This window comes from Novimethylophilus kurashikiensis (assembly GCF_003112435.1).
Lineage (GTDB): Bacteria > Pseudomonadota > Gammaproteobacteria > Burkholderiales > Methylophilaceae > Novimethylophilus > Novimethylophilus kurashikiensis.
Genome location: NZ_BDOQ01000006.1, coordinates 141,890 through 161,410, shown reverse-complemented (window position 1 = coordinate 161,410; position 19,521 = coordinate 141,890). Strand labels below are relative to the sequence as shown.

General features: G+C 57.8%; 21 protein-coding genes. 14 read left to right on the top strand and 7 right to left on the bottom strand.

The genetic code is table 11. The features are described from left to right. Positions 1 to 4: 4 nt before the first annotated feature. From nth to motD, 14 genes are all read left to right on the top strand, one after another. Positions 5 to 646 (top strand): endonuclease III, encoded by a 642-nt coding sequence (gene nth, locus NMK_RS08320; RefSeq protein ID WP_109015313.1) that lies wholly within the window; start codon positions 5 to 7, stop codon positions 644 to 646. Beyond that, positions 643 to 1,707, top strand: a complete 1,065-nt coding sequence (locus tag NMK_RS08315) for an FIST C-terminal domain-containing protein (RefSeq protein WP_109015312.1) — start codon at positions 643 to 645, stop codon at positions 1,705 to 1,707. Before nth ends, NMK_RS08315 begins: the two co-directional genes overlap by 4 nt. Before the next feature lie 9 nt (positions 1,708 to 1,716). Further along, entirely contained in the window at positions 1,717 to 2,154 is a 438-nt protein-coding gene (locus tag NMK_RS08310; RefSeq protein WP_109015311.1) for a DUF1841 family protein, read from the top strand. A 72-nt stretch (positions 2,155 to 2,226) separates the two neighbouring features. After that, entirely contained in the window at positions 2,227 to 2,814 is a 588-nt protein-coding gene (locus NMK_RS08305) for a sigma-70 family RNA polymerase sigma factor (RefSeq protein ID WP_227871425.1), read from the top strand. Continuing rightward, positions 2,801 to 3,049: a zf-HC2 domain-containing protein gene (locus NMK_RS08300; protein ID WP_109015309.1), complete on the top strand. Its 249-nt coding sequence runs from the start codon at positions 2,801 to 2,803 to the stop codon at positions 3,047 to 3,049. Before NMK_RS08305 ends, NMK_RS08300 begins: the two co-directional genes overlap by 14 nt. Before the next feature lie 39 nt (positions 3,050 to 3,088). Continuing rightward, positions 3,089 to 3,418, top strand: a complete 330-nt coding sequence (locus tag NMK_RS08295) for a hypothetical protein (RefSeq protein WP_109015308.1) — start codon at positions 3,089 to 3,091, stop codon at positions 3,416 to 3,418. Positions 3,419 to 3,430: 12 nt separating this feature from the next. Further along, positions 3,431 to 4,279 (top strand): HvfB family MNIO-type RiPP peptide maturase, encoded by an 849-nt coding sequence (locus tag NMK_RS08290; RefSeq protein ID WP_109015307.1) that lies wholly within the window; start codon positions 3,431 to 3,433, stop codon positions 4,277 to 4,279. Then, on the top strand, positions 4,276 to 5,031 hold the full coding sequence (locus tag NMK_RS08285; RefSeq protein WP_181376205.1) for an HvfC family RiPP maturation protein: 756 nt from the start codon (positions 4,276 to 4,278) through the stop codon (positions 5,029 to 5,031). The genes NMK_RS08290 and NMK_RS08285 overlap by 4 nt, the downstream gene beginning before the upstream one ends. Then, positions 5,028 to 5,561, top strand: coding sequence for an HvfX family Cu-binding RiPP maturation protein (locus tag NMK_RS08280; protein WP_109015305.1), 534 nt, complete (start codon positions 5,028 to 5,030; stop codon positions 5,559 to 5,561). The genes NMK_RS08285 and NMK_RS08280 overlap by 4 nt, the downstream gene beginning before the upstream one ends. A 227-nt stretch (positions 5,562 to 5,788) precedes the next feature. Next, positions 5,789 to 7,291 (top strand): flagellar biosynthesis GTPase FlhF, encoded by a 1,503-nt coding sequence (gene flhF, locus NMK_RS08275; RefSeq protein ID WP_109015304.1) that lies wholly within the window; start codon positions 5,789 to 5,791, stop codon positions 7,289 to 7,291. Beyond that, positions 7,288 to 8,100, top strand: coding sequence for a MinD/ParA family ATP-binding protein (locus tag NMK_RS08270; protein WP_109015303.1), 813 nt, complete (start codon positions 7,288 to 7,290; stop codon positions 8,098 to 8,100). The genes flhF and NMK_RS08270 overlap by 4 nt, the downstream gene beginning before the upstream one ends. A 103-nt stretch (positions 8,101 to 8,203) precedes the next feature. Then, entirely contained in the window at positions 8,204 to 8,908 is a 705-nt protein-coding gene (locus tag NMK_RS08265; RefSeq protein WP_109015302.1) for an RNA polymerase sigma factor FliA, read from the top strand. Between the two features lie 3 nt (positions 8,909 to 8,911). Beyond that, the gene (locus NMK_RS08260; RefSeq protein ID WP_265415764.1) at positions 8,912 to 9,667 is read left to right on the top strand and encodes a flagellar motor protein; all 756 of its coding nucleotides are present in this window, start codon (positions 8,912 to 8,914) and stop codon (positions 9,665 to 9,667) included. Positions 9,668 to 9,679: 12 nt separating this feature from the next. Further along, a complete protein-coding gene (motD, locus tag NMK_RS08255) occupies positions 9,680 to 10,588 on the top strand; it encodes a flagellar motor protein MotD (RefSeq protein WP_109015301.1) in 909 nt (302 codons plus the stop codon). Between the two features lie 50 nt (positions 10,589 to 10,638). Here the strand turns inward: motD and NMK_RS08250 are convergent, their stop codons facing one another. The 7 genes from NMK_RS08250 to aceE all read right to left on the bottom strand — a co-directional run bounded on the left by NMK_RS08250 (position 10,639) and on the right by aceE (position 19,495). Further along, entirely contained in the window at positions 10,639 to 11,133 is a 495-nt protein-coding gene (locus NMK_RS08250; protein ID WP_109015300.1) for a flagella synthesis protein FlgN, read from the bottom strand. Positions 11,134 to 11,142: 9 nt separating this feature from the next. Next, on the bottom strand, positions 11,143 to 11,439 hold the full coding sequence (gene flgM / locus NMK_RS08245; protein WP_109015299.1) for a flagellar biosynthesis anti-sigma factor FlgM: 297 nt from the start codon (positions 11,437 to 11,439) through the stop codon (positions 11,143 to 11,145). Between the two features lie 85 nt (positions 11,440 to 11,524). Then, positions 11,525 to 12,904 carry an FAD-binding oxidoreductase gene (locus tag NMK_RS08240; protein WP_109015298.1) on the bottom strand — a complete coding sequence of 460 codons (1,380 nt, stop codon included), beginning with the start codon at positions 12,902 to 12,904 and terminating at the stop codon, positions 11,525 to 11,527. Positions 12,905 to 12,957: 53 nt separating this feature from the next. Continuing rightward, complete coding sequence (locus tag NMK_RS08235) at positions 12,958 to 13,476, bottom strand: hypothetical protein (RefSeq protein ID WP_181376203.1); 519 nt, start codon at positions 13,474 to 13,476, stop codon at positions 12,958 to 12,960. A gap of 123 nt (positions 13,477 to 13,599) precedes the next feature. After that, positions 13,600 to 15,339, bottom strand: a complete 1,740-nt coding sequence (lpdA, locus tag NMK_RS08230; protein ID WP_109015297.1) for a dihydrolipoyl dehydrogenase — start codon at positions 15,337 to 15,339, stop codon at positions 13,600 to 13,602. 84 nt (positions 15,340 to 15,423) lie between these two features. Further along, the gene (aceF, locus tag NMK_RS08225) at positions 15,424 to 16,767 is read right to left on the bottom strand and encodes a dihydrolipoyllysine-residue acetyltransferase (protein ID WP_109015296.1); all 1,344 of its coding nucleotides are present in this window, start codon (positions 16,765 to 16,767) and stop codon (positions 15,424 to 15,426) included. Between the two features lie 64 nt (positions 16,768 to 16,831). After that, on the bottom strand, positions 16,832 to 19,495 hold the full coding sequence (gene aceE, locus NMK_RS08220) for a pyruvate dehydrogenase (acetyl-transferring), homodimeric type (RefSeq protein ID WP_109015295.1): 2,664 nt from the start codon (positions 19,493 to 19,495) through the stop codon (positions 16,832 to 16,834). Positions 19,496 to 19,521 lie beyond the last annotated feature (26 nt).

The window sequence follows — 19,521 nt, the reverse complement described above, 5'->3', positions numbered from 1 at the left end:
CTGAATGAAGGCCGCCACCGTCCGCGAGATTTTCCGCCGGCTGGCGGTCGCCATTCCCAATCCCACCACCGAGCTTAACCACTCCAGCACGTTCGAGTTGCTGATTGCGGTGATCCTTTCCGCGCAGGCGACTGACAAGGGCGTCAACATCGCGACGGCCAAGCTGTTTCCGGTCGCCAATACCCCCGCTGCCATCCTGGCGCTGGGTGTAGAAGGGCTAGAACAATATATCCGTACCATCGGCTTGTATCGCAGCAAGGCCAAGAACGTCATCGAGACCTGCCGCATTCTGGTCGAACAACACGGCGGCGAAGTGCCGAATACACGGGAGGCGCTGGAAGCCTTGCCCGGCGTGGGGCGCAAGACCGCCAACGTCATCCTCAACACCGCCTTCGGCCAACCCACCATCGCCGTCGATACTCATATATTCCGCCTCGGCAATCGCATTGGTCTCGCGCCGGGAAAAACGCCGCTGGAGGTCGAGCAAAAACTGGTGAAAGTCGTGCCCAAGGAATATCTGCACGATGCCCATCACCTGCTTATCCTGCATGGGCGCTACGTTTGCATCGCTCGGCAACCCAAATGTCCGGAATGTGTGCTGGTCGAGCTTTGCGAATACAAGGCCAAAACGGGCTTCATGGCATGAACGTCGGCACGGGGCTGGCACTGGGGCGCGAGCACAAGCCGGAATTGGCGCGGCGCGCCGTCAGCGAGGCGCTGGCAAACGCCGATCTCCAGGTGGCCAACAGCGTCCTGCTGTTTTTAACTTCCGAATTCGCTCGCAACCCCGAACCTGCACTGATGGCCGCTGGGGCTGCCGCGAGTTGCGTGCAGGTTGTGGGGTGTTCCGCACCCGGAATCTTTACCGAGCAGGACTGGGTGCTCGACGCTCCTGCCGCTGCTGCCATGGTGTTCGGCAATGGCTACGGATTGGCGGCCGAGCCGCGCCCTGAGGCCCAGCAGTTATTGCTGTCGCTGGCTGCGCCCAATGCGGTCAATACGACTTGGTTGGCTACCCCCGGGCGCCGTTTCGGTGGCATTTCGGGCGATGCCACCGGGCAAGGGCCGTTTTCGATCTGGCGGAACGGTAAAGGCGTCGCCGACGGACATTGCGAACTGGCCATTCAGGGAGCGACAGGGGCGGTGGGGGCGGCACACGGCGTGCGCGTCTTGAGCGAACCCAAGCCGGTGACAGCTGCCGTCGGCCACGACATCGTATTTCTCGGCGGCAAGCCGGCACTGGATACCCTGCAACGCGCATATCCAGACCAACCGGACTTGCCTTTACACCGGCTGATGGCGGGTATTGCTGACTCCCTTGAGGCTTTCAAGCATGGCAACTATCGACTGGCGCCCCTGGTATGTGCAAACGAGACCGACCGAACGGTGACGTTGGCACGCTTGGTGGAACCGGAACAGTTGGTATTCTGGGCGCTGCGCGAGGCCGATGCAGCCGAGGCCGACCTCGCCCATACCATCGATAAGCTAGCAGCAGGATTAGGCGCAGCCCCGCAGTTCGGCCTGTTGTTTTCGTGCCTGGGGCGTGGGCCGTATCTCTACAGCGGCATCGACCGCGATCTGGAGCGCTTGCAACAACGCTTTCCGGGCATGCCTTTCATCGGGTTCTACGGCAACGGAGAAATCGCGCCGATTAATGGGACCAACGAGTTGCTGCAATATTCGGCCGTCTTAGGCCTGTTTCATTAGGATTTATGCATGGCCCTGTTCAACCCCAGTCGCGACGAAGTCCGCCAATTCTTCTTTGAAGCCTGGCGCAAATATCGCGTTTCCGAGCCCTTGACCGCATTGGAAGGCATGGCCGTCGAAGTGATTGCCTTGCATCCGGAATACCATGCCGTGCTGGATGCGCCGGATCGCTATCGGGACCAGGACTATTTCCCAGAAATGGGCGAGACCAATCCTTTCCTCCACATGAGCCTGCATCTTTCTATCCTCGAACAGCTTTCCATTGACCAGCCGCCCGGCATTGCCGCGGCCTACCGCGCCTTGCAGCAAAGGCTTGATGATCAGCACGAAGCGCTCCACGGACTGATGGAATGCCTTGCCGAAACAGTATGGCGTGCCCAGCGGGATAAGACTCCACCCGATGCCGGCGCATATCTGGAATGCATGCGCAAACGGGCTGCCGAGTAAGCTAGCCACTGGGCATTCGATGCGGCCCGCCTTGCTGGTATGCTTGCCGTATCTCGATCTCAGGTATTCACGGTGACCCACATTTCCGGAGACGCTTTGCTTGTCGAGCACGGCGATTATCTCTACCGCTACGCCTTGCTGCGCCTGCGCGATCCGCACCTCGCCGAAGACGCCGTGCAGGAAACCCTGCTTGCGGCATTGTCTGCGAAAAACGGCCAGGGTTTTGCCGCAAAATCCGCCGTTCGCACTTGGCTGACCGGCATCCTCAAACACAAGATCATCGACCACTTCCGCCGCGCTCAACGCGAAGCGCCCTTGCCCGATGGGGAATTTTCCGATGGTGACTTGCCGCCGGGCATGGATGATTTCTTTCTGGAAGACGGACATTGGACGGAGCCGCCGTCATCGTTGGGCAACCCGGCTGCGTTGCTGGAACAGCAGCAGTTCTGGGGCGTGCTGCAGACCTGCCTCGACCGGTTGCCCAAAGCGTTGGCGCGGATTTTCCTGCTGCGCGAGATCGAGGAAAAAGAAAATGAAGAAATTTGTAAGGAACTCGAAGTCAGCACGACCAATGCATGGGTGATGCTGTATCGCGCTCGGATGGGCCTGAGGAAATGTCTGGAAATGAACTGGCTGGGAGATCGTAATGCTGAGCTGTAAGGAAGCCAGCCGGCTCGTTTCGCAGTCGCAGGATCGACGGCTCGGCTGGCGTGAACGTATGGCGTTGCGGCTGCATCTGGCGGTGTGCGACGCCTGTCGCGAGTTTTCCCGGCAGATGGCGTGGTTGCGTCAGGCGCTGCGGCATTTTGCGCTGCGGGCTGAACAGGATGAAACAGTGAGGCTGCCGTCAGAAGCCGCAGAACGCATCCGTCGAGCCTTGCACGGGCATGATTGAGCGATTACCCGATCTTTTAACATCAACAAGGAGTTTGCAATGAAGGTACAGAAAAAGATGGTGGCAGTTGCATTGGGCGGAGCGGTCGCTGCATCACTGAGCATGGCGCCTGTCGCCCAGGCCGAACAGAATCCGTTCTCCATGCAACCGCTTGCCCATGGCTACATGGTGGCTGACGCAGAAAAGGCCATGGACAGCGCCGACGGCAAGATGAAGGACGGCAAGTGTTCCACCGGCAAGTGCGGCAGCAGCAAGAAAAAAGCAATGAAGGAAAAGCAGGCTGAAGCCGATGCCAAGGCCAAGGAAGGTAATTGCAGCGCCGACAAGAAAATGAAGGACGGCAACTGCAGTTCCGATATGAAGCACTAATCGGGGAATGCAATGAAACCCCGTGGACTCACGGGGGCTGGCCTTGGCTTGAAGCGGGAACTGATGAGCCCGCTTCAAGCGGGCGTTCCCCCTGTCATCGATTTCTTCGAAATCGCTCCCGAGAACTGGATCGGTGTAGGTGGGCGTCGAGCCGAGCAGTTAGCGTGGTTCATAGAACGTTATCCCTTCGTTGCGCATGGTCTATCGTTATCGCTGGGTGGGCCTGATCCGCTCAATGAAGCCTTTTTACGGCAGACCAAAGCGTTTCTCGATCGGCATGGGATTGCGCTCTACACCGAGCACCTGAGTTATTGCAGCGCCGGGGGGTATCTCTACGATCTGCTGCCTATTCCATTTACTGAAGAGGCTGTCCGTCATGTCGCCGCCCGTATTCGACGGACCCAAGACATCCTGGAGCGGCGCATTGCAGTCGAAAATGCTTCCTTCTATGTCGCGGCACCCATCGCTGAAATGAGCGAAATCGAATTCGTGCTGGCCGTGCTGACCGAAGCGGATTGCGATTTGCATCTGGACGTGAACAACGTCTACGTCAACAGCGTCAATTTCGATTTCGATCCTTATGAATTCCTGAATGCCATCCCTGCCGAGCGTGTCGTCTACATACATACCGCCGGGCATTGGCAAGAGGCGCCGGACCTCATCATAGACACCCATGGCGAACCGGTGATAGAGCCGGTGTGGGAGCTGTTGGCAGAGGCTTACCGCCTGTTCGGTGCAGTTCCGACCTTGCTTGAACGCGATATCAACATTCCGCCGCTCCCCGAGTTAATCGGCGAGGTCGGGCGGATTGCCAGTCTACTAACCGCTTCAGACCAATGGGCGAGCAGGGACGCGGCATGAGAACGCTCGACTTTCAACAATATCAACACGCCTTCACAGACTATATTCGCGATCCGCAGCAGGTCTGTCGACCGGCAGGGACAAAGGCACGTGGCATGAAAGTCTATGCCGAGATTGTCCATGCCAATTTCGACGAAACTTTATCAGCGTGTTTTCCGGTCTCGCGCAAAGTGCTTGGCAAGCGGGTGTGGACGAAGCTGGTACGTGCATTTATCGCCGAGCATCGGTGCGCCACGCCGCTGTTTCGGCAGATTCCGGAAGCGTTTCTGGATTATTTGCAGAGCGCACCGTGTGAGGATGCGCTTCCTCCATTTCTTGCTAACCTCGCCCATTACGAGTGGGTTGAATTGGCGTTGGCGCTTTCCGATGCCGTTTGTCCTGATGATGCATGGGAACCTTCCGGGAGCTTGCTGGATGGTATACCAGTCCTGGCATCGGCGCTCATGTTGTTGACTTACGATTTCCCCGTCCACCGCATCGGGCCGCGCTATAAACCTACGCAAGCCGATACTGAGCCTACGCATATCGTAGCGTTCCGTCGGCCGGATCATGAGGTCAAGTTTATTGTGCTGAACCAGCTAAGCATTGGTTTGTTGCAACGCATCCAGCAGGGCGAATCGGGTAGGAAGGCGCTTATGAATATTGCGGAGGAGCTGAATCATCCTCAGCCTGAGGTGATTCTCCGTGGAGGGCTCGCCATTCTTGAAAATCTGCGGGCAGAGCAGGCTATTTTAGGAGCAAGGACAACATGACGATGCCAAAAGTAATTTCATTTTATCTTGTGCTTGCTGCATGGATGCAGCGCATTGCCCCCGTGATTCCGCCCCTGGCCTTGCGCTTGATCCTCGCCTGGGAATTCGGGGAATCCGGCTATGAGAAGCTGATGGGGACAAACTGGTTTGCCGATGTGACGTTTCCCTTTCCTTTCAGCTTGCTGCCTGCCGATGTGAGTTGGCAGTTGTCGATGTGGTTCGAACTGGTCGGTGCATTGGCGCTGCTGTTGGGGGTGGCAACGCGATTTTTTGCGATTTCGCTGATGGTCCTGACGACAGTGGCAATCGCGGCTGTCCATTGGCCTGAGCATTGGCATACCGTGGGCGAGTTGCTCAAGGGCTATCGTATCGTCGATGAAGACGGGGACGGATTTGGAAATTACAAGTTGCCTGTTATTTATTTGGCGATGTTTCTGCCGTTATTGTTTGGAGGAGCGGGGTACTTGAGCCTGGATGGCTGGTTATCCCGTTATTTTTTAAAGGGGCATAGGGCATCGCTCGTGCAGTAACTGACGGTGTTTCCCGTCTTTTGGAACGAGTTTTGATGTCGGTCGAAAGCGCTTGTATTGTAAGGAAAAGCAGAGGCCAGCAAGAATCCGGTAAATGTGCTTTTTGTGCCCGTTTTCCCGTGTTAAACTTGCGCAGACATGGCGGCGCAAATTTCAACCACGTCCGATTTAACCCGTGAGCGTTCGTTGGTAACGCAACAGGGTCTTGTCCTCTCGAAAAAGGCCCTATGAACGTTAGAAAATTCTTCGGCTCCAATACTCGCGACGCGCTCAGGCAAGTGCGAGATGCCCTCGGGGCCGATGCGCTCATCCTCTCTAATCGCAAGGTGGACGGCGGTGTCGAGATCATGGCAGTGGCCGATGGTGAAGTTGCTGCACTCACCTATGAAAATCCCCGTCAACACTTGACGACCAAACAACCTTCCCAACCAACCCAGGTCAAACCTGCAGAGCCACGTTCATCTCAGCCGGTCCCGGCGATTGGTGCCGAAACCATTGCTGCGATTCTGCATCGTCGTCAATCCGAGTCGAACAGCAATATCGGTCCGGCGCAAACGATTCGTGCGCCGGTATTCGAGACCATACGCACGACGCCGCAACCAGCTGCAGCTGCTCCGGACCAGGAAGACGAGCCGCCGACCTATTCTCGCCCAACTATCGCCCGCGATTTCACGCCGCCCCCACAGGCCGAGCCTGAACCCGAACCGCAGCAGCGTCAGGAAGACCCTTTCCGGCTGAATCAGCGAGAGCCGTTGCGCGAGTTGGATTTCGATATCCCTGCCAATTCTTCCGAAGCCCTTGTCGCCGAAATGGCGCGAGAGCTGAAACGCATGCGCAACTTGCTTGAAGGGCAATTGTCCGGTTTTGCCTGGGGCGAACTCGCACGCAACGATCCGCTTAAGGCCGAGTTGCTGCGCGCCATGTTCTCGGCCGGATTTAGCCCGACCTTGTCGCGCAAGCTAACCGATGCAATGCCGCGCGGATTGGATTTCGAAAGGGGCATGAAGTGGCTGCGTGCCGCCGTTACACACAATCTTCGGGCAGTCGAACCAGGTGCTGATGTCATCGAGCGCGGCGGCATCATTGCCTTGGTTGGCCCTACCGGCGTAGGCAAGACCACCACGGTCGCCAAGCTCGCCGCGCGCGCCGTGCTGAAGTTCGGCGCACAAAACGTGGCCTTGCTGACGACTGACAGCTACCGGATCGGTGCTCACGAACAACTACGCATTTACGGCCGAATCCTCAACGTACCGGTCCATGCCGTGAAGGACGAAGCCGAGCTTGAATTGACCCTTGCCGATCTGCGCCGCAGTCATCTGGTGCTGATCGATACTGTCGGCATGAGCCAAAGGGACAGACGCATCGCAGAGCAGATCGAGTTCCTCTGTGGACGCGGCAATCGCGTGCAGCGACAACTGTTGTTGCCGGCAACGGCGCAGGGTGTGACGCTGGACGACATCGTACGGGCCTATCGCGGCGCCGGCATGGACGGTTGCATCCTGACCAAGATCGACGAGTCCGTATCCCTTGCACCGGCGCTGGATTGCCTCATCCGCTACGGACTCGACCTGCATTACGTCACCAACGGCCAGCGCGTGCCAGAAGACATGCACCTCGCTAACGCCGCGTATTTGGTCGATCGCGCATTCAAGGGCCGGGTGGGCGCTGCCGGACTGACGCCCGAGGAAATGGCCTTGCAGGATGCCTGGGCCGGAAGCGACGCGCCATGAACCGGACGGTCATCGATCAAGCCGAGGGATTGCGCCGCATGTTCGCAGCCGACGCTGCACACATGGTGGCCATGCTTGGCGATGACCAGGACGATATTGCCGCAGCCTTGGCAGTCGCGCTGTGCGGCCAGGGCAAAAAAGTCTTGTTGCTGGATGAAGCGCTACGCGCCGGCGACAATCACACCTTGCTCTCCTCGTTCGTCCGTCACGACATCAGTAGCGTGCTTCGCAGTGAAAAAAGCTTGCAGGAAATCGCCATTCCCACGGCGGGCATCACGCTACTTCCGGCGGGTATCACCCGTGCGGTGCAAAACGCAGACGCCGCCCGAGTTCGCTTGCTTGCCGCATTCCATGCCTTGATCGGCATGTTCGACGTGGTGCTCATCCACGCCGCACCCTCTGCGCTTAATCGTCCCAGCTTTGGTTTTGCCTTGGCGGCCCCCGAAGTGATCGTGCTGTGCAAGGGGACTTCCGAAGGTATTACTGCTGCTTACGCACAAATCAAGACGACGGCGGGAACGCCCGGGGATCGGCACTTTCGCTTGTTGTTCCAGGGGACGGAAGAGGCTATGGCGAAAATCCTGTTCCGTAATCTCGCCGCAGTATGTCGACAACATCTGAAACTGATGCCGGATTTTGCCGGCGTATTGCCTGAGCAGCGATTTGCTGCCGCCGATACGCTAGAGGCGTTGGCTGCCGGCATGACTGCCTGGCCTTTGCCGGAGCGCGACGATAGCCGCTTCGAAGCTTTTATGCGGCGACTGCTTAGCGTGACCGGTAGTCGTCGCCCAACAACAACAGAACATTAGGCGATTCCATGCTCATTCTACTGCCTTACAGCAGATTCACCGTGCCTGCGTCTTCAGTAATGTCGCAGGTGGCGGGCATGATTGCGAAAACGGCAGATTGACGATGCCCCTTCATTACGTAGAAAACCGCTCGGCCGTTGAATTTGCCCCGCTGGTCAAGAAAATAGCTTATCAATTGGCGGCCAAGTTGCCGGCTAGTGTGCAGGTTGAAGACCTCATGCAAGCCGGCATGATCGGTCTGCTGGACGCAATCGGCCACTTCGATGCCAACCAAGGCGCCCAATTCGAAACCTATGCATCACAACGCATCCGCGGTGCCATGCTGGACGAGTTGCGGGAAATCGACTGGGTGCCTCGTTCGGTGCGCAAGAATGCGCGCGGCATCGAACGTGCCATGACCGCACTGCAGCAAAACCTCGGGCGTGCGCCGACAGAGCAGGAAATCGCCGAGCATATGCAGGTTCCTCTGGCTGAATACCAGGACATGCTGGCTGATGCACGGGGGCATCAACTGGTTTATTACGAGGATTTTCACAACGACGATGGCGATCCGATCGAATTGAACTTAAGCGACGGACGGCCGAATCCTTTCGAAACGATTCAGGACGAGGGGATGCGCCGGGCGCTGATCGAGGCTATTGATGAATTGCCTGAGCGCGAGAAACTCATGATGGCGATGTATTATCAGGAGGATCTCAACCTCAAGGAAATCGGGGCTGTGCTCGGGGTCAGCGAATCGCGGGTGTGCCAGATACACTCCCAGGCCGTCATGCGGCTACGCAGCAAGCTCAGGGATTGGATAGGATAACAATTGAAAAATCTTCCGATCGAAATCACGACATTCGTCGGTATCGTTATTGCGCTGTCTGCCATCCTGGGTGGGCAAATGCTGGAGGGTGGACATGTCGGTACGCTGATGCAACTGACTGCGTTCATCATCGTCATCGGCGGGACGCTGGGTGCCGTGATGATCCAGTATTCGCTACCGGTTTTCCTGCTAGGGCTGAAACTCATCGGTTGGGGGTTCATCCCGCCCAAGATCGACCTTGAGGAGGTTGTCGATCTGATTATTAACTGGGGCAATACTGCCCGACGTGGTGGCCTGCTTTCGCTGGAACCTTTCCTGATGGAAATGGATGATCCATTCATCAAGAAAGGCTTGCAGATGCTGGTGGACGGAGCGGAGCCGGAAAAACTGCGTGAAGCGCTGGAGGTCGAAATGGACGCGTACGACGAACATTATCGTTTGGCTGCCAAGGTGTGGGAGTCAGCAGGCGGATACTCGCCGACCATTGGGATTATCGGCGCTGTCATGGGGCTGATCCATGTCATGGAGAACCTTTCCGATCCTTCCAAGCTGGGCGCAGGGATTGCGGTCGCTTTTGTCGCCACGATCTATGGCGTGGGTTCGGCCAACCTGTTTTTCCTGCCGATTTCCAGCAAGATCAAAACCATCGTCGGCCGAGAGATGGTAAAGCGCCAGATGGTGGTGGATGGCCTGGTGTCTATAGCCAACGGCGAGAATCCGCGTCTGATCGAGACCAAGCTGCGCGGCTTCATTGCCTGATCATCCCGTCCCATGGCGCGCAAACCCAAGCACGAAGAACACGAGAACCACGAGCGCTGGTTGGTTTCCTACGCCGATTTCATTACGCTGCTCTTCGCGTTTTTCGTGGTGATGTACGCCATTTCATCCATCAACGAAGGCAAGTACAAAATCCTCTCGGACTCCATCGTCGAGGCTTTCAAGAGCGCGCCTACGAGTGACAAGATCATCTACGTGCAATCTCCGATGCCGCAATCCGCCCTGGATACCGGCAAGCCTATTCCGCAAATCATTCCCATGCAGGTCGATCCGAGTTCTCCGGTAGAGACAGAGAAGCAACAACGCCGCGAGAATATGAAGTCCGTTGCCACGGATATCCTCAAGGTGATGGATCCCTTGGTTAAAGGTGGGCAAGTCAAGGTGACTGAAAGCAATCGCGGCATCGCGATTGAAATCAATGCCAGCTTGCTGTTCGACGTTGCCAAGGCTGAGCTCAACCGTAGTTCGATTTCCGTGCTGACTGCTGTCGCTAAGGTATTGGCCGGGGATAATCATCAGATCCAGGTCGAGGGTCATACGGATAATCAACCGATCAACTCGCCGGTCTTTCCCTCCAATTGGGAATTGTCCGCGGCGCGGGCCGGTAGCGTTATCCGCTTGTTTGCAAGCGCAGGGGTAAGTGGCGATCGTATGGTGGCGATCGGTTATGCCGACAATCGCCCTGTGGAAGATAACGCTACCCCCGAAGGTCGCGCCAGGAATCGCCGGGTAACAGTCATGATCCTGGCCGAAAACCAGGGCAATATCCAGGATGTGAAACTCGATCCGGATACCCGCCCTGCGCCAATTCAAACACCTCCGCCATTGCCCACTGGTACGGCCGTCCCTCAGCCGGTCTCGGCGACAACTACTCCTACAGCACCCATCGCTCCGGTGCGGTAACTTCCAGATAAAAGCAGGAATTAGAGTAAGAGGAAAGCAGGAAGAGCTGTTTAAGCTTTGCCGATGATGCTGCGCCCCGAGCTTGCAGGGTTGGCCGTCGTGGTTTTTTGGCCGTCGGGTCCGTATAGGCTGGCTTGATTCGCGGCGGCGAGCAGGGCCGCCAGCGCTTGCTGATTATGCTGCAGATGGGTTTGGATCAACGCGCCGTTAAAGCTGTTCGCTTGCTGCGCTTCCTCTGCTGCATGGAGGAGGGCGGTCCAGGCTTCACGCGCCTGATTGCCGGTATTATCTGCCCATTGCTGCATGCTGGCACGATCTGAGCCGATGCCAAGCGAAATGATGAATTGTTGCCGTTCGGCGGAGAAACGATTGAGCTGCTCGACAAGCTGTAGCTTGGATTGAGCAATGTTTTCCAAAGATTCGACTTCGCCCGCAAGGATAGCTTGCTGCTCGGAATTGAGCAGTGATTTGAACGACCGAAGGACTTCGGCTTCCGAAAGCAATGTGGCGATGAGCCGATCAGAAGCCGAATCGTGAGACTTCAATACGAGGCCTTATTGCTGGGAGACGAGGTCGCGGGAATAGGAAAGCAGACCGTCTGCGATGCGTTCCGGATTGATCTTGAAGCGGCCTTCGCTGATGGCCTGCTTGATCGCCTCGACCTTGGCGGTGTCGAAGCCGGATGATTGATTAACGCTGGTTTCGAGCGCGTTCAATTGTGAGGATGCATCGGAAAGACTGACGCTGTCCTGCTTAGTCGTGGTGGTCGTATTGCCTTTGGCGCGCGTGGCAGCCTGGTTGACACCGGTGCCGGCGAGGGGTGTTCCGCGTAGTGATCCGTCGATTTTCATGGCGTACCTCTTAATTTACCTGCATTCTAGCATACCCTGCTATCGGCATTGCCAGCGATAACTTTAAGAAAATTATGAAGTTTTATCAGTGCCCAACCGCTGGGAACAGCTTGCCCGGATTGAGGATGTTCGCCGGATCGAAAGTGCGCTTGATATTGCGCATGAAATCGAGCGTCACAGCATCGATCTCGCGATCCACGAACGGTCGTTTCGCCATGCCTACCCCGTGCTCGCCAGATAATGTGCCATCCAGGCCGAGCACCAGCGAGAACACTTCGTCCAGGCATTTCTCGGCGCGCTGCATTTCTTCCGGATTATCGGGGTTGACCAGCAGGTTGACGTGAATGTTCCCGTTGCCGGCATGGCCGAAATTGACGTTGGCGACTTGATATTGCGTCGCTAGTTTCTCGATACCACCCAACAGTTCCGGCAGTCGCGATACCGGCACGGCCACGTCCTCGTTGATCTTCTTCGGTGCGATGTCACGCAATAGCGGGGAAAGCGCCTTGCGTGCCGCCCACAGCGACTTGGTATCGTGCGCCTCTTTGGCTTCGATAAGCCCATCGACTTCGCATGCCTTCAAAATAGCAGCTCTAGCTTCTGCAATCTCCTGTTCCGAGCCGTCCACTTCGATCATCAGCAAAGCCCGCATATCCTCAGGCAGCATGCCGGGATGACGGTTGCGGATCAGGTTGAGGGCATTGTTGTCCAGGAACTCAAGTGCTGAGGGCACAAACGATTGTGCCATGATGGCGGCAATGGCATGGGCGCAACTCGTGGTATCGCGATATTGCGCAGTCAAACCGCCGACAGCACGCGGCAGCGGAGTGAGCTTCAAGGTCGCCTCGATAATCACTGCCAAAGTCCCTTCCGAACCAACGATGAGACGCGTCAGATCGTATCCGACGACCCCCTTGGTGGTGTAACAGCCGGTCTTGATCAAATCACCGCTGCCCGTGACAGCCTTCAGACCAAGGATGTGATCCCGAGCCACGCCGTATTTGACGGCATGCGGACCAGCCGCACAGGTAGCGAGGTTACCGCCCACGCTGCAATAAGGCGCGCTGGAAGGGTCTGGCGGCCAGAAAAAGCCTTGGGGGCGAATGGCGTCCTGCAACTCCTGGTTCAACACGCCTGGCTCGACAATCGCCATGCGATTGTCAGGATCGATGGAAAGAATGCGGTTCATGCGCTCCAGCGAGAGTGCCACGCCGCCTTGTTCGGGCACGCTGCCCCCCGCCGTTCCCGTGCCGCGACCACGCGGCACCAACGGGACTTTATGCTCATTGCACAGTCGCACTACCGCTTGCACTTCTTCCGCCGTCAGCGGAAACACCACTGCAATGGGCGGACGGAAATTACGGGAGTTATCATAGCTGTAGGCGTAGCAATCGACCGGGTCGGTAAACATACGATCGGAAGGGAAAAGAGCGCTTAATCGATCAAGAAGGTGAGAATCTAGCATCTCGTGAATCTAGCATATTGAGGCGGCTTATTACACCGCCTCCAGGATGAAAATTAAGGTTGAGGCTGTGCCTGTGTAGATGCTGTTTCCGTGGATTTTAACGGAGTAGCGCTTGCAGGGACGCCTGCCATTGGCTGGTTTTCCACTTCGACCTTACGGTCGAAAATCAAGGTTTCACCCATGATGATTCGAATCCAGGAGGGGTAAGTATATGCAGTACCCTTATTGTGATCGATGATGGCACCTATACCACCGCCGAATACGATGTTGCCAAACATGCCGCCGTTGGCGCGAGAGATTACCGTGCCTTTTCCTGGTTGTTCGCCATCTTTTTCACAATTGACGATGAGATTTTCTCCAGATCGATGAACGCTAATGGTTCCTGGCGCAGAAGTATTCCATTGACCGCGGTCGTTTTGAGCAACACATTTTGCACCTGAAACCGGCTGATTATCCTTGGAGTAAGTTTCAATCTGGACGCTTTGATTGGCATCCTTTGTGATGGTGGCACAGCCGGTTAAAGAAGCTGCAATCAGAAAAACCAGTGGAGACGTGCGAAAAATTATTTTCATTATTGTTCCTTATTAGTTTTGTTTTTACGAAATGCGGATAGCAGTCTACAGGATTGAGAACTTGGACTGGACATAAAAATCGGCGCCAAAGCGCCGATTTTTTCTTACCAAGAACAGAAGGATTTACCGCTTTTTAGGCGGCAGCAAATCGGTAATCGTACCTTCCGCCATTTCCGCCGCAAAACACACGGTTTCCGATAGCGTCGGATGGGCATGGATGGTGAGGCCGATGTCTTCGGCATCTGCGCCCATCTCGATGGCCAATACCGCTTCCGCAAGCAGTTCGCCCGCGTTCGGACCGACGATGCCGGCGCCGATGATGCGACGGGTGTCCTTCTCCATGATGAGCTTGGTCATGCCTTCGGTACGGGCAATAGAAAGTGCACGGCCGCTGGCGACCCATGGGAAGCTCGCTTTTTCGATCTCGATGCCTTTGGCCTTGGCGTCTGTCTCAGAAACACCAGCCCAGGCTACTTCCGGGTCGGTATAGGCCACGGACGGAATTGCCAGGGCCTGGAATTCCACCTTGTGGCCGTCGATGACTTCGGCTGCGACCTTGCCTTCGTGCACGGCCTTGTGGGCGAGCATGGGCTGGCCCACAATATCTCCAATCGCAAAGATGTGCGGCACGTTGGTGCGCATCTGCTTGTCGACCGGGATGAAACCGTATTCGTTGACGAATACGCCGGCCTTGTCGGCGCCGATGTTCTTGCCATTGGGGCGGCGGCCGATGGCCACGAGCACCTTATCGTAGACCTGCGGCTCGACGGCTTGTTCGCCTTCGAAGGTCACGTGGATGCCGTCCTTCTTGGGTTCCAGCTTGGAGACCTTGGTCTTGAGCATGATCTTCTCGAAACGCTTTTCCATGCGCTTGTGCAGCGGACGGACGAGGTCGCGGTCGCAGCCGGGGATCAGGCCGTCGGAAAGTTCTACCACGCTCACCTTGGCGCCGAAGGCGTCATACACCGTGCCCATTTCCAGGCCGATGATGCCACCGCCGACAACCAGCATGCGTTTGGGGATGCCTTCCAGGGCCAGGGCGCTAGTGGAATCCAGGATGCGCGGGTCGTTTTGATGTTCAGGAGCCAAGCCTGGCATCTTGGTGGCTTGCGAACCGGCGGCGATGATGGCGTAGTCGAAGGAAACTGTGGTGACTTTGCCGTCCGCACTGGTCACGGCAATCTGGTTCGGATTGGTAAATTCGCCGCGGCCGTTGACCACGGTCACATTGCGCTGCTTGGCCAAGCCGGAAAGACCACCGGTGAGCTTACCCACCACGTCTTTTTCTTTCCAGGCCGTGAGCTTCTCGATATCGATCTGCGGTTTGCCGAAGGAAATGCCGTGCTCGGCCATTTCTTCCGCTTCGGTAATTACCTTGGCCGCGTGCAGCAGGGCCTTGGACGGGATGCAACCCACGTTGAGGCAGACGCCGCCCAGTGAAGGATAGCGCTCGACCAGCACGACCTTCTTGCCGAGGTCTGCTGCGCGGAAAGCGGCGGTATAGCCACCGGGGCCGGCACCCAGTACAAGCACTTCGGCATGCAAGTCGGAAGAGCCGGAAGCGGCAGGCGCGGGCGTCGGTGCAGCAGGCGCGGGGCTAGGCGCAGGGGCTGCAGCAGCGCCTTCCATGGTCAGCGTCAGGATAGGGGAACCCTTGGCAACCTTATCGCCGACCTTCACTTTGACTTCCTTGACCGTACCGGCGTGAGTGGACGGAATGTCCATCGAGGCCTTGTCGGACTCCAGGGTGATCAGCGAATCGTCGACACCGATGCTGTCGCCGGGCTTCACGTGGACTTCGATGACGTCCACCGAATCGAAATTGCCGATATCCGGCACGTTAACTTCAATTATTTGGCTCATAACAACCTCTTGAACCACGGAGCTCATTCAGAACCACAGAGACAACACGGAGGCTCCGTGCGCTCCGTGTTCTCCGTGGAAAAATTACAGCAGCAGGCGGCGTACGTCGGACAGCATCATACGCAGGTGGCTGGTGAAGCGGGCTCCGTCGGCACCGTCGATCACGCGGTGGTCGTAGGACAACGACAGCGGCAGCATGAGGCGCGGCTCGAACGTCTTGCTCTTGGCATCCCACACTGGCTCGATGCTGGAGCGGGAAACGCCGAGGATGGCGACTTCCGGGCAATTGATGATGGGCGTGAACGCCGTACCACCGATGCCGCCCAGGCTGGAGATGGTGAAGCAGCCGCCTTGCATTTCTTCGAGCTTCAATTTCCGCTCGCGTGCCTTGGCCGAGAGTTCGCCCAGTTCGCGGGCAATGTCGAGTACATCTTTCTGGTTGACGTCGCGGATCACGGGCACAACTAGGCCGTCCGGCGTATCGCAGGCGAAGCCGACGTGGAAGTATTTCTTCGTGATCAGGCTTTCTCCGTCGGGCGACAGCGAGGCGTTGAAGTTGGGGTAGGCGCGCAGGGCGTTGACCACGGCCTTCATCAGGAAAGCCAGCATGGTCAGCTTGACGCCGCGCTTGGCCGCTTCGTCCTGCATGGACTTGCGGAAGTCTTCCAGGTCGGTGATGTCGGCGGCGTCGAACTGCGTGACATGCGGCGCGGTCACCCAGTTACGATGCAGGTTTGCACCCGAAATCTTCTTGATGCGTGCCAGCGGCTGGATTTCGGTGGCGCCGAATTGGCTGAAATCGATCACCGGCATTTGCAGCGCGCTCAAACCACCGCCGGTGGTCAAGGCTTCGCTGCGCGGCTTGGCGAGTTCGCCCTTGACGTAGGCCTGGATGTCTTCCTTGAGGATGCGGCCCTTGGGACCGGTACCCTTGACGAAAGCCAGGTTGGCGCCCAGTTCGCGGGCGAACTTGCGCACCGAGGGGCTGGCATGCGGCATCTTGCCGGGAGCGAATTCGGCACGCTCGCTGATGGGGTTGGGCGTGTGTTGCGGCGCGATGGGCTTGGGCACATCGGGCATCGGCTTCGACGGCGGCGGCACTTCTGCAGCGGCCACGGAAGTCACGACCGGTGCAGGGGCCGCGGATGCGACTGTCTGTTCTTTGCTGGTATCGGACTTGCCGGATTCTGCAGCTTCCAGCGTCAGGATCACGGTGCCTTGCGATGCCTTGTCGCCCACCTTGATCTGCACGTCCTTCACGGTGCCGGCGGCGGGCGCGGGAATATCCATCGAGGCCTTGTCGGATTCCAGCGTAATCAGGGAATCGTCCTTGGCGATCGTATCGCCGGCCTTCACCAGCACCTCGATGACGTCCACGCTATCGAAATTGCCGATATCGGGGACTTTGACTTCAATCACGTTGCTCATAGATAACGCCTTCTATATACCGCGAGGGCCGCTTACTGCTGGCGGCCCTCTTGGTTATTGATTTTTAAACGGTTACCGGATTCGGCTTGTTCGGGTCGATGCCGTACTTCTTGATGGCTTCTGCGGCCTTGGCGGCGGGTAGCTTACCTTCGTCGGCCAGCGCCTTCAGGGCGGCCAGGACGATGTAGTAACGGTCGACTTCGAAGTGGCGACGCAGGGCCTCGCGGGAATCCGAGCGGCCGAAACCATCGGTGCCCAGTACGACGAAACGCTGCTGGACGAACGGACGAATCTGGTCGGCGAACGCCTTCATATAGTCGGTAGAGGCGATGACCGGGCCTTCCGCCTTCTTGAGGCACTTCGCAACAAAGCTTTCCTTTTGCGGCTGGTCGGGGTGCAGCAGATTCCAGCGCTCGACGTCCAGGCCTTCGCGACGCAGTTCGTTGAAGCTCGGCGCGCTCCAGATATCGGCGGAAACGCCCCAGTCCTTCTCCAGCAACTCGGCGGCTGCAATAACTTCGCGCAGGATGACGCCGCTGCCCATGAGCTGAACCTTTGGACCCTTGGACTTGTTCTTAGAGAACGAATACAAGCCCTTGATGATGCCTTCCTCGGCGCCCTTGGGCATTTCCGGATGGCTGTAATTCTCGTTCATCAGGGTGAGGTAGTAGAACACGTCCTCCTGGTTCTGCACCATGCGGCGCAGACCGTCCTGGATGATGACCGCGACTTCGTAGGCGAAGGTCGGATCGTAGGAGATGCAATTCGGGATCGTCGCAGCCAGGAGGTGGCTATGACCGTCCTCGTGCTGCAAACCTTCGCCGTTCAGCGTGGTACGGCCGGCAGTGGCACCCAGCAGGAAGCCGCGGGCACGGCTGTCGCCGGCTGCCCAAGCCAGGTCGCCGATACGCTGGAAGCCGAACATCGAGTAGTAGATGTAGAACGGAATCATCTGCGTGCCGGTGACGCTGTAGGACGTCGCAGCAGCCAGCCAGGACGAGAACGCACCGGCTTCGTTGATGCCTTCTTCCAAAATCTGGCCGGTCTTGGATTCCTTGTAGAACATCACCTGGTCGGAGTCTACCGGCTCATACAACTGGCCGACGGAGGAGTAGATGCCCAACTGGCGGAACATGCCTTCCATGCCGAAGGTACGGGCTTCGTCAGGGACGATAGGCACCACGTACTTGCCGATTTGCTTGTCTTTGACCAGCGTCGAGAGGATGCGCACGAACGCCATCGTGGTCGAGATTTCGCGGTCGCCGGTGGCGCCCAGCATATTCTCGAACGCAGAGAGATCGGGCGTTTGCAGTTCGTTGCCCTTGCGGCGACGGGATGGCACGAAACCGCCCAGCGCATTACGGCGCTCGCGCAGGTATTGCATTTCGGGGCTGTCGTCGGCCGGACGGTAGAACGGCAGCTTCTCGATTTCAGCATCCGAGATCGGAATGTCGAAGCGGTCGCGGAATGCCTTGAGCGAGTCGAGATCCAGGCCCTTCTGCTGGTGCGTCGGGTTCTGTGCTTCGCCCGCGGCGCCCATGCCGTAGCCCTTGACGGTCTTCGCCAAAATTACGGTCGGTTGGCCGACGTGCTTGGTCGCAGCGTCATAGGCGGCAAATACCTTGTGCGGATCGTGACCGCCGCGGTTGAGGCGCCAGATGTCCTGGTCGGACATCGCTGCCACCATTTCTTTCAGCTCAGGATACTTGCCGAAGAAGTGTTCGCGGGTATACGCACCGCCCTTGGCCTTGAAGTTCTGGTACTCGCCGTCAACAGCTTCTTCCATGCGCTGGCGCAGCAGGCCGTCCTTGTCCATGGCGAGCAACGGATCCCAGTACGAACCCCAGATGACCTTGAGCACATTCCAGCCGGAGCCGCGGAAATCGGCTTCCAGTTCCTGGATGATCTTGCCGTTACCACGCACCGGGCCGTCCAGGCGCTGCAGGTTGCAGTTAATGACGAAAATCAGGTTGTCCAGTTTTTCGCGCGCAGCCAGGGAGATAGCACCCAGCGATTCCGGCTCGTCCATTTCGCCGTCGCCGCAGAACACCCAGACCTTGCGGTCAGACGTGTCGGCGATACCGCGGTCGTGCAGGTACTTGAGGAAGCGAGCAGTGTAGATGCCTTGCAACGGACCGAGGCCCATCGACACGGTGGGGAACTGCCAGAAATCCGGCATCAGCCACGGGTGCGGATAGGAAGACAAGCCGTTGCCGCCCGTTTCCTGGCGGAAATTCTCCATTTGCTCTTCGCTCAAGCGGCCTTCGACGAAGGCGCGGGCATAGATGCCGGGCGAGGAGTGGCCCTGGAACATGACCAGGTCGCCGCCGGACGGATGATCGGCGGAGCGGAAGAAATGGTTGAAACCGACATCGTACAAGGTCGCCGCGGACTGGAAGCTGGCGATGTGGCCGCCTACGCCCGGCGATTTCTCGTTGGCGCGCATCACGGTGACGATGGCGTTCCAGCGGATCAGCGCGCGAATGCGGCGTTCCATGGTCGGATCGCCCGGCAGCTTGGCTTGCTGGTGCGTCGGAATGGTGTTCAGATAGGCTGTCGTTGCGTTGAACGGCAGGTTGGCGCCGGAGCGACGCGATTTATCAATCAGCGCCTCCAGCAGGAAATGGGCGCGTTCAGTTCCCTCCTGTTCCAGCACCGCATCGATGGCGTCTAGCCATTCTTGAGTTTCTTGCGGGTCGATGTCAGGGCTATCGGGCACAAATGCCATGGGCTTGCTCTCCTGGATACTTTTGG

What these genes read in the sequence shown, in the direction of transcription:
- nth (WP_109015313.1), top strand. Translation starts at nt 5, where the DNA reads ATGAAGGCCGCCACCGTCCGCGAGATTTTCCGCCGGCTGGCGGTCGCC.
- NMK_RS08315 (WP_109015312.1), top strand. Translation starts at nt 643, where the DNA reads ATGAACGTCGGCACGGGGCTGGCACTGGGGCGCGAGCACAAGCCGGAA.
- NMK_RS08310 (WP_109015311.1), top strand. Translation starts at nt 1,717, where the DNA reads ATGGCCCTGTTCAACCCCAGTCGCGACGAAGTCCGCCAATTCTTCTTT.
- NMK_RS08300 (WP_109015309.1), top strand. Translation starts at nt 2,801, where the DNA reads ATGCTGAGCTGTAAGGAAGCCAGCCGGCTCGTTTCGCAGTCGCAGGAT.
- NMK_RS08295 (WP_109015308.1), top strand. Translation starts at nt 3,089, where the DNA reads ATGAAGGTACAGAAAAAGATGGTGGCAGTTGCATTGGGCGGAGCGGTC.
- NMK_RS08290 (WP_109015307.1), top strand. Translation starts at nt 3,431, where the DNA reads ATGAAACCCCGTGGACTCACGGGGGCTGGCCTTGGCTTGAAGCGGGAA.
- NMK_RS08285 (WP_181376205.1), top strand. Translation starts at nt 4,276, where the DNA reads ATGAGAACGCTCGACTTTCAACAATATCAACACGCCTTCACAGACTAT.
- NMK_RS08280 (WP_109015305.1), top strand. Translation starts at nt 5,028, where the DNA reads ATGACGATGCCAAAAGTAATTTCATTTTATCTTGTGCTTGCTGCATGG.
- flhF (WP_109015304.1), top strand. Translation starts at nt 5,789, where the DNA reads ATGAACGTTAGAAAATTCTTCGGCTCCAATACTCGCGACGCGCTCAGG.
- NMK_RS08270 (WP_109015303.1), top strand. Translation starts at nt 7,288, where the DNA reads ATGAACCGGACGGTCATCGATCAAGCCGAGGGATTGCGCCGCATGTTC.
- NMK_RS08265 (WP_109015302.1), top strand. Translation starts at nt 8,204, where the DNA reads ATGCCCCTTCATTACGTAGAAAACCGCTCGGCCGTTGAATTTGCCCCG.
- motD (WP_109015301.1), top strand. Translation starts at nt 9,680, where the DNA reads ATGGCGCGCAAACCCAAGCACGAAGAACACGAGAACCACGAGCGCTGG.
- flgM (WP_109015299.1), bottom strand. Translation starts at nt 11,439, where the DNA reads ATGAAAATCGACGGATCACTACGCGGAACACCCCTCGCCGGCACCGGT.
- NMK_RS08240 (WP_109015298.1), bottom strand. Translation starts at nt 12,904, where the DNA reads ATGCTAGATTCTCACCTTCTTGATCGATTAAGCGCTCTTTTCCCTTCC.
- NMK_RS08235 (WP_181376203.1), bottom strand. Translation starts at nt 13,476, where the DNA reads ATGAAAATAATTTTTCGCACGTCTCCACTGGTTTTTCTGATTGCAGCT.
- lpdA (WP_109015297.1), bottom strand. Translation starts at nt 15,339, where the DNA reads ATGAGCCAAATAATTGAAGTTAACGTGCCGGATATCGGCAATTTCGAT.
- aceF (WP_109015296.1), bottom strand. Translation starts at nt 16,767, where the DNA reads ATGAGCAACGTGATTGAAGTCAAAGTCCCCGATATCGGCAATTTCGAT.
- aceE (WP_109015295.1), bottom strand. Translation starts at nt 19,495, where the DNA reads ATGGCATTTGTGCCCGATAGCCCTGACATCGACCCGCAAGAAACTCAA.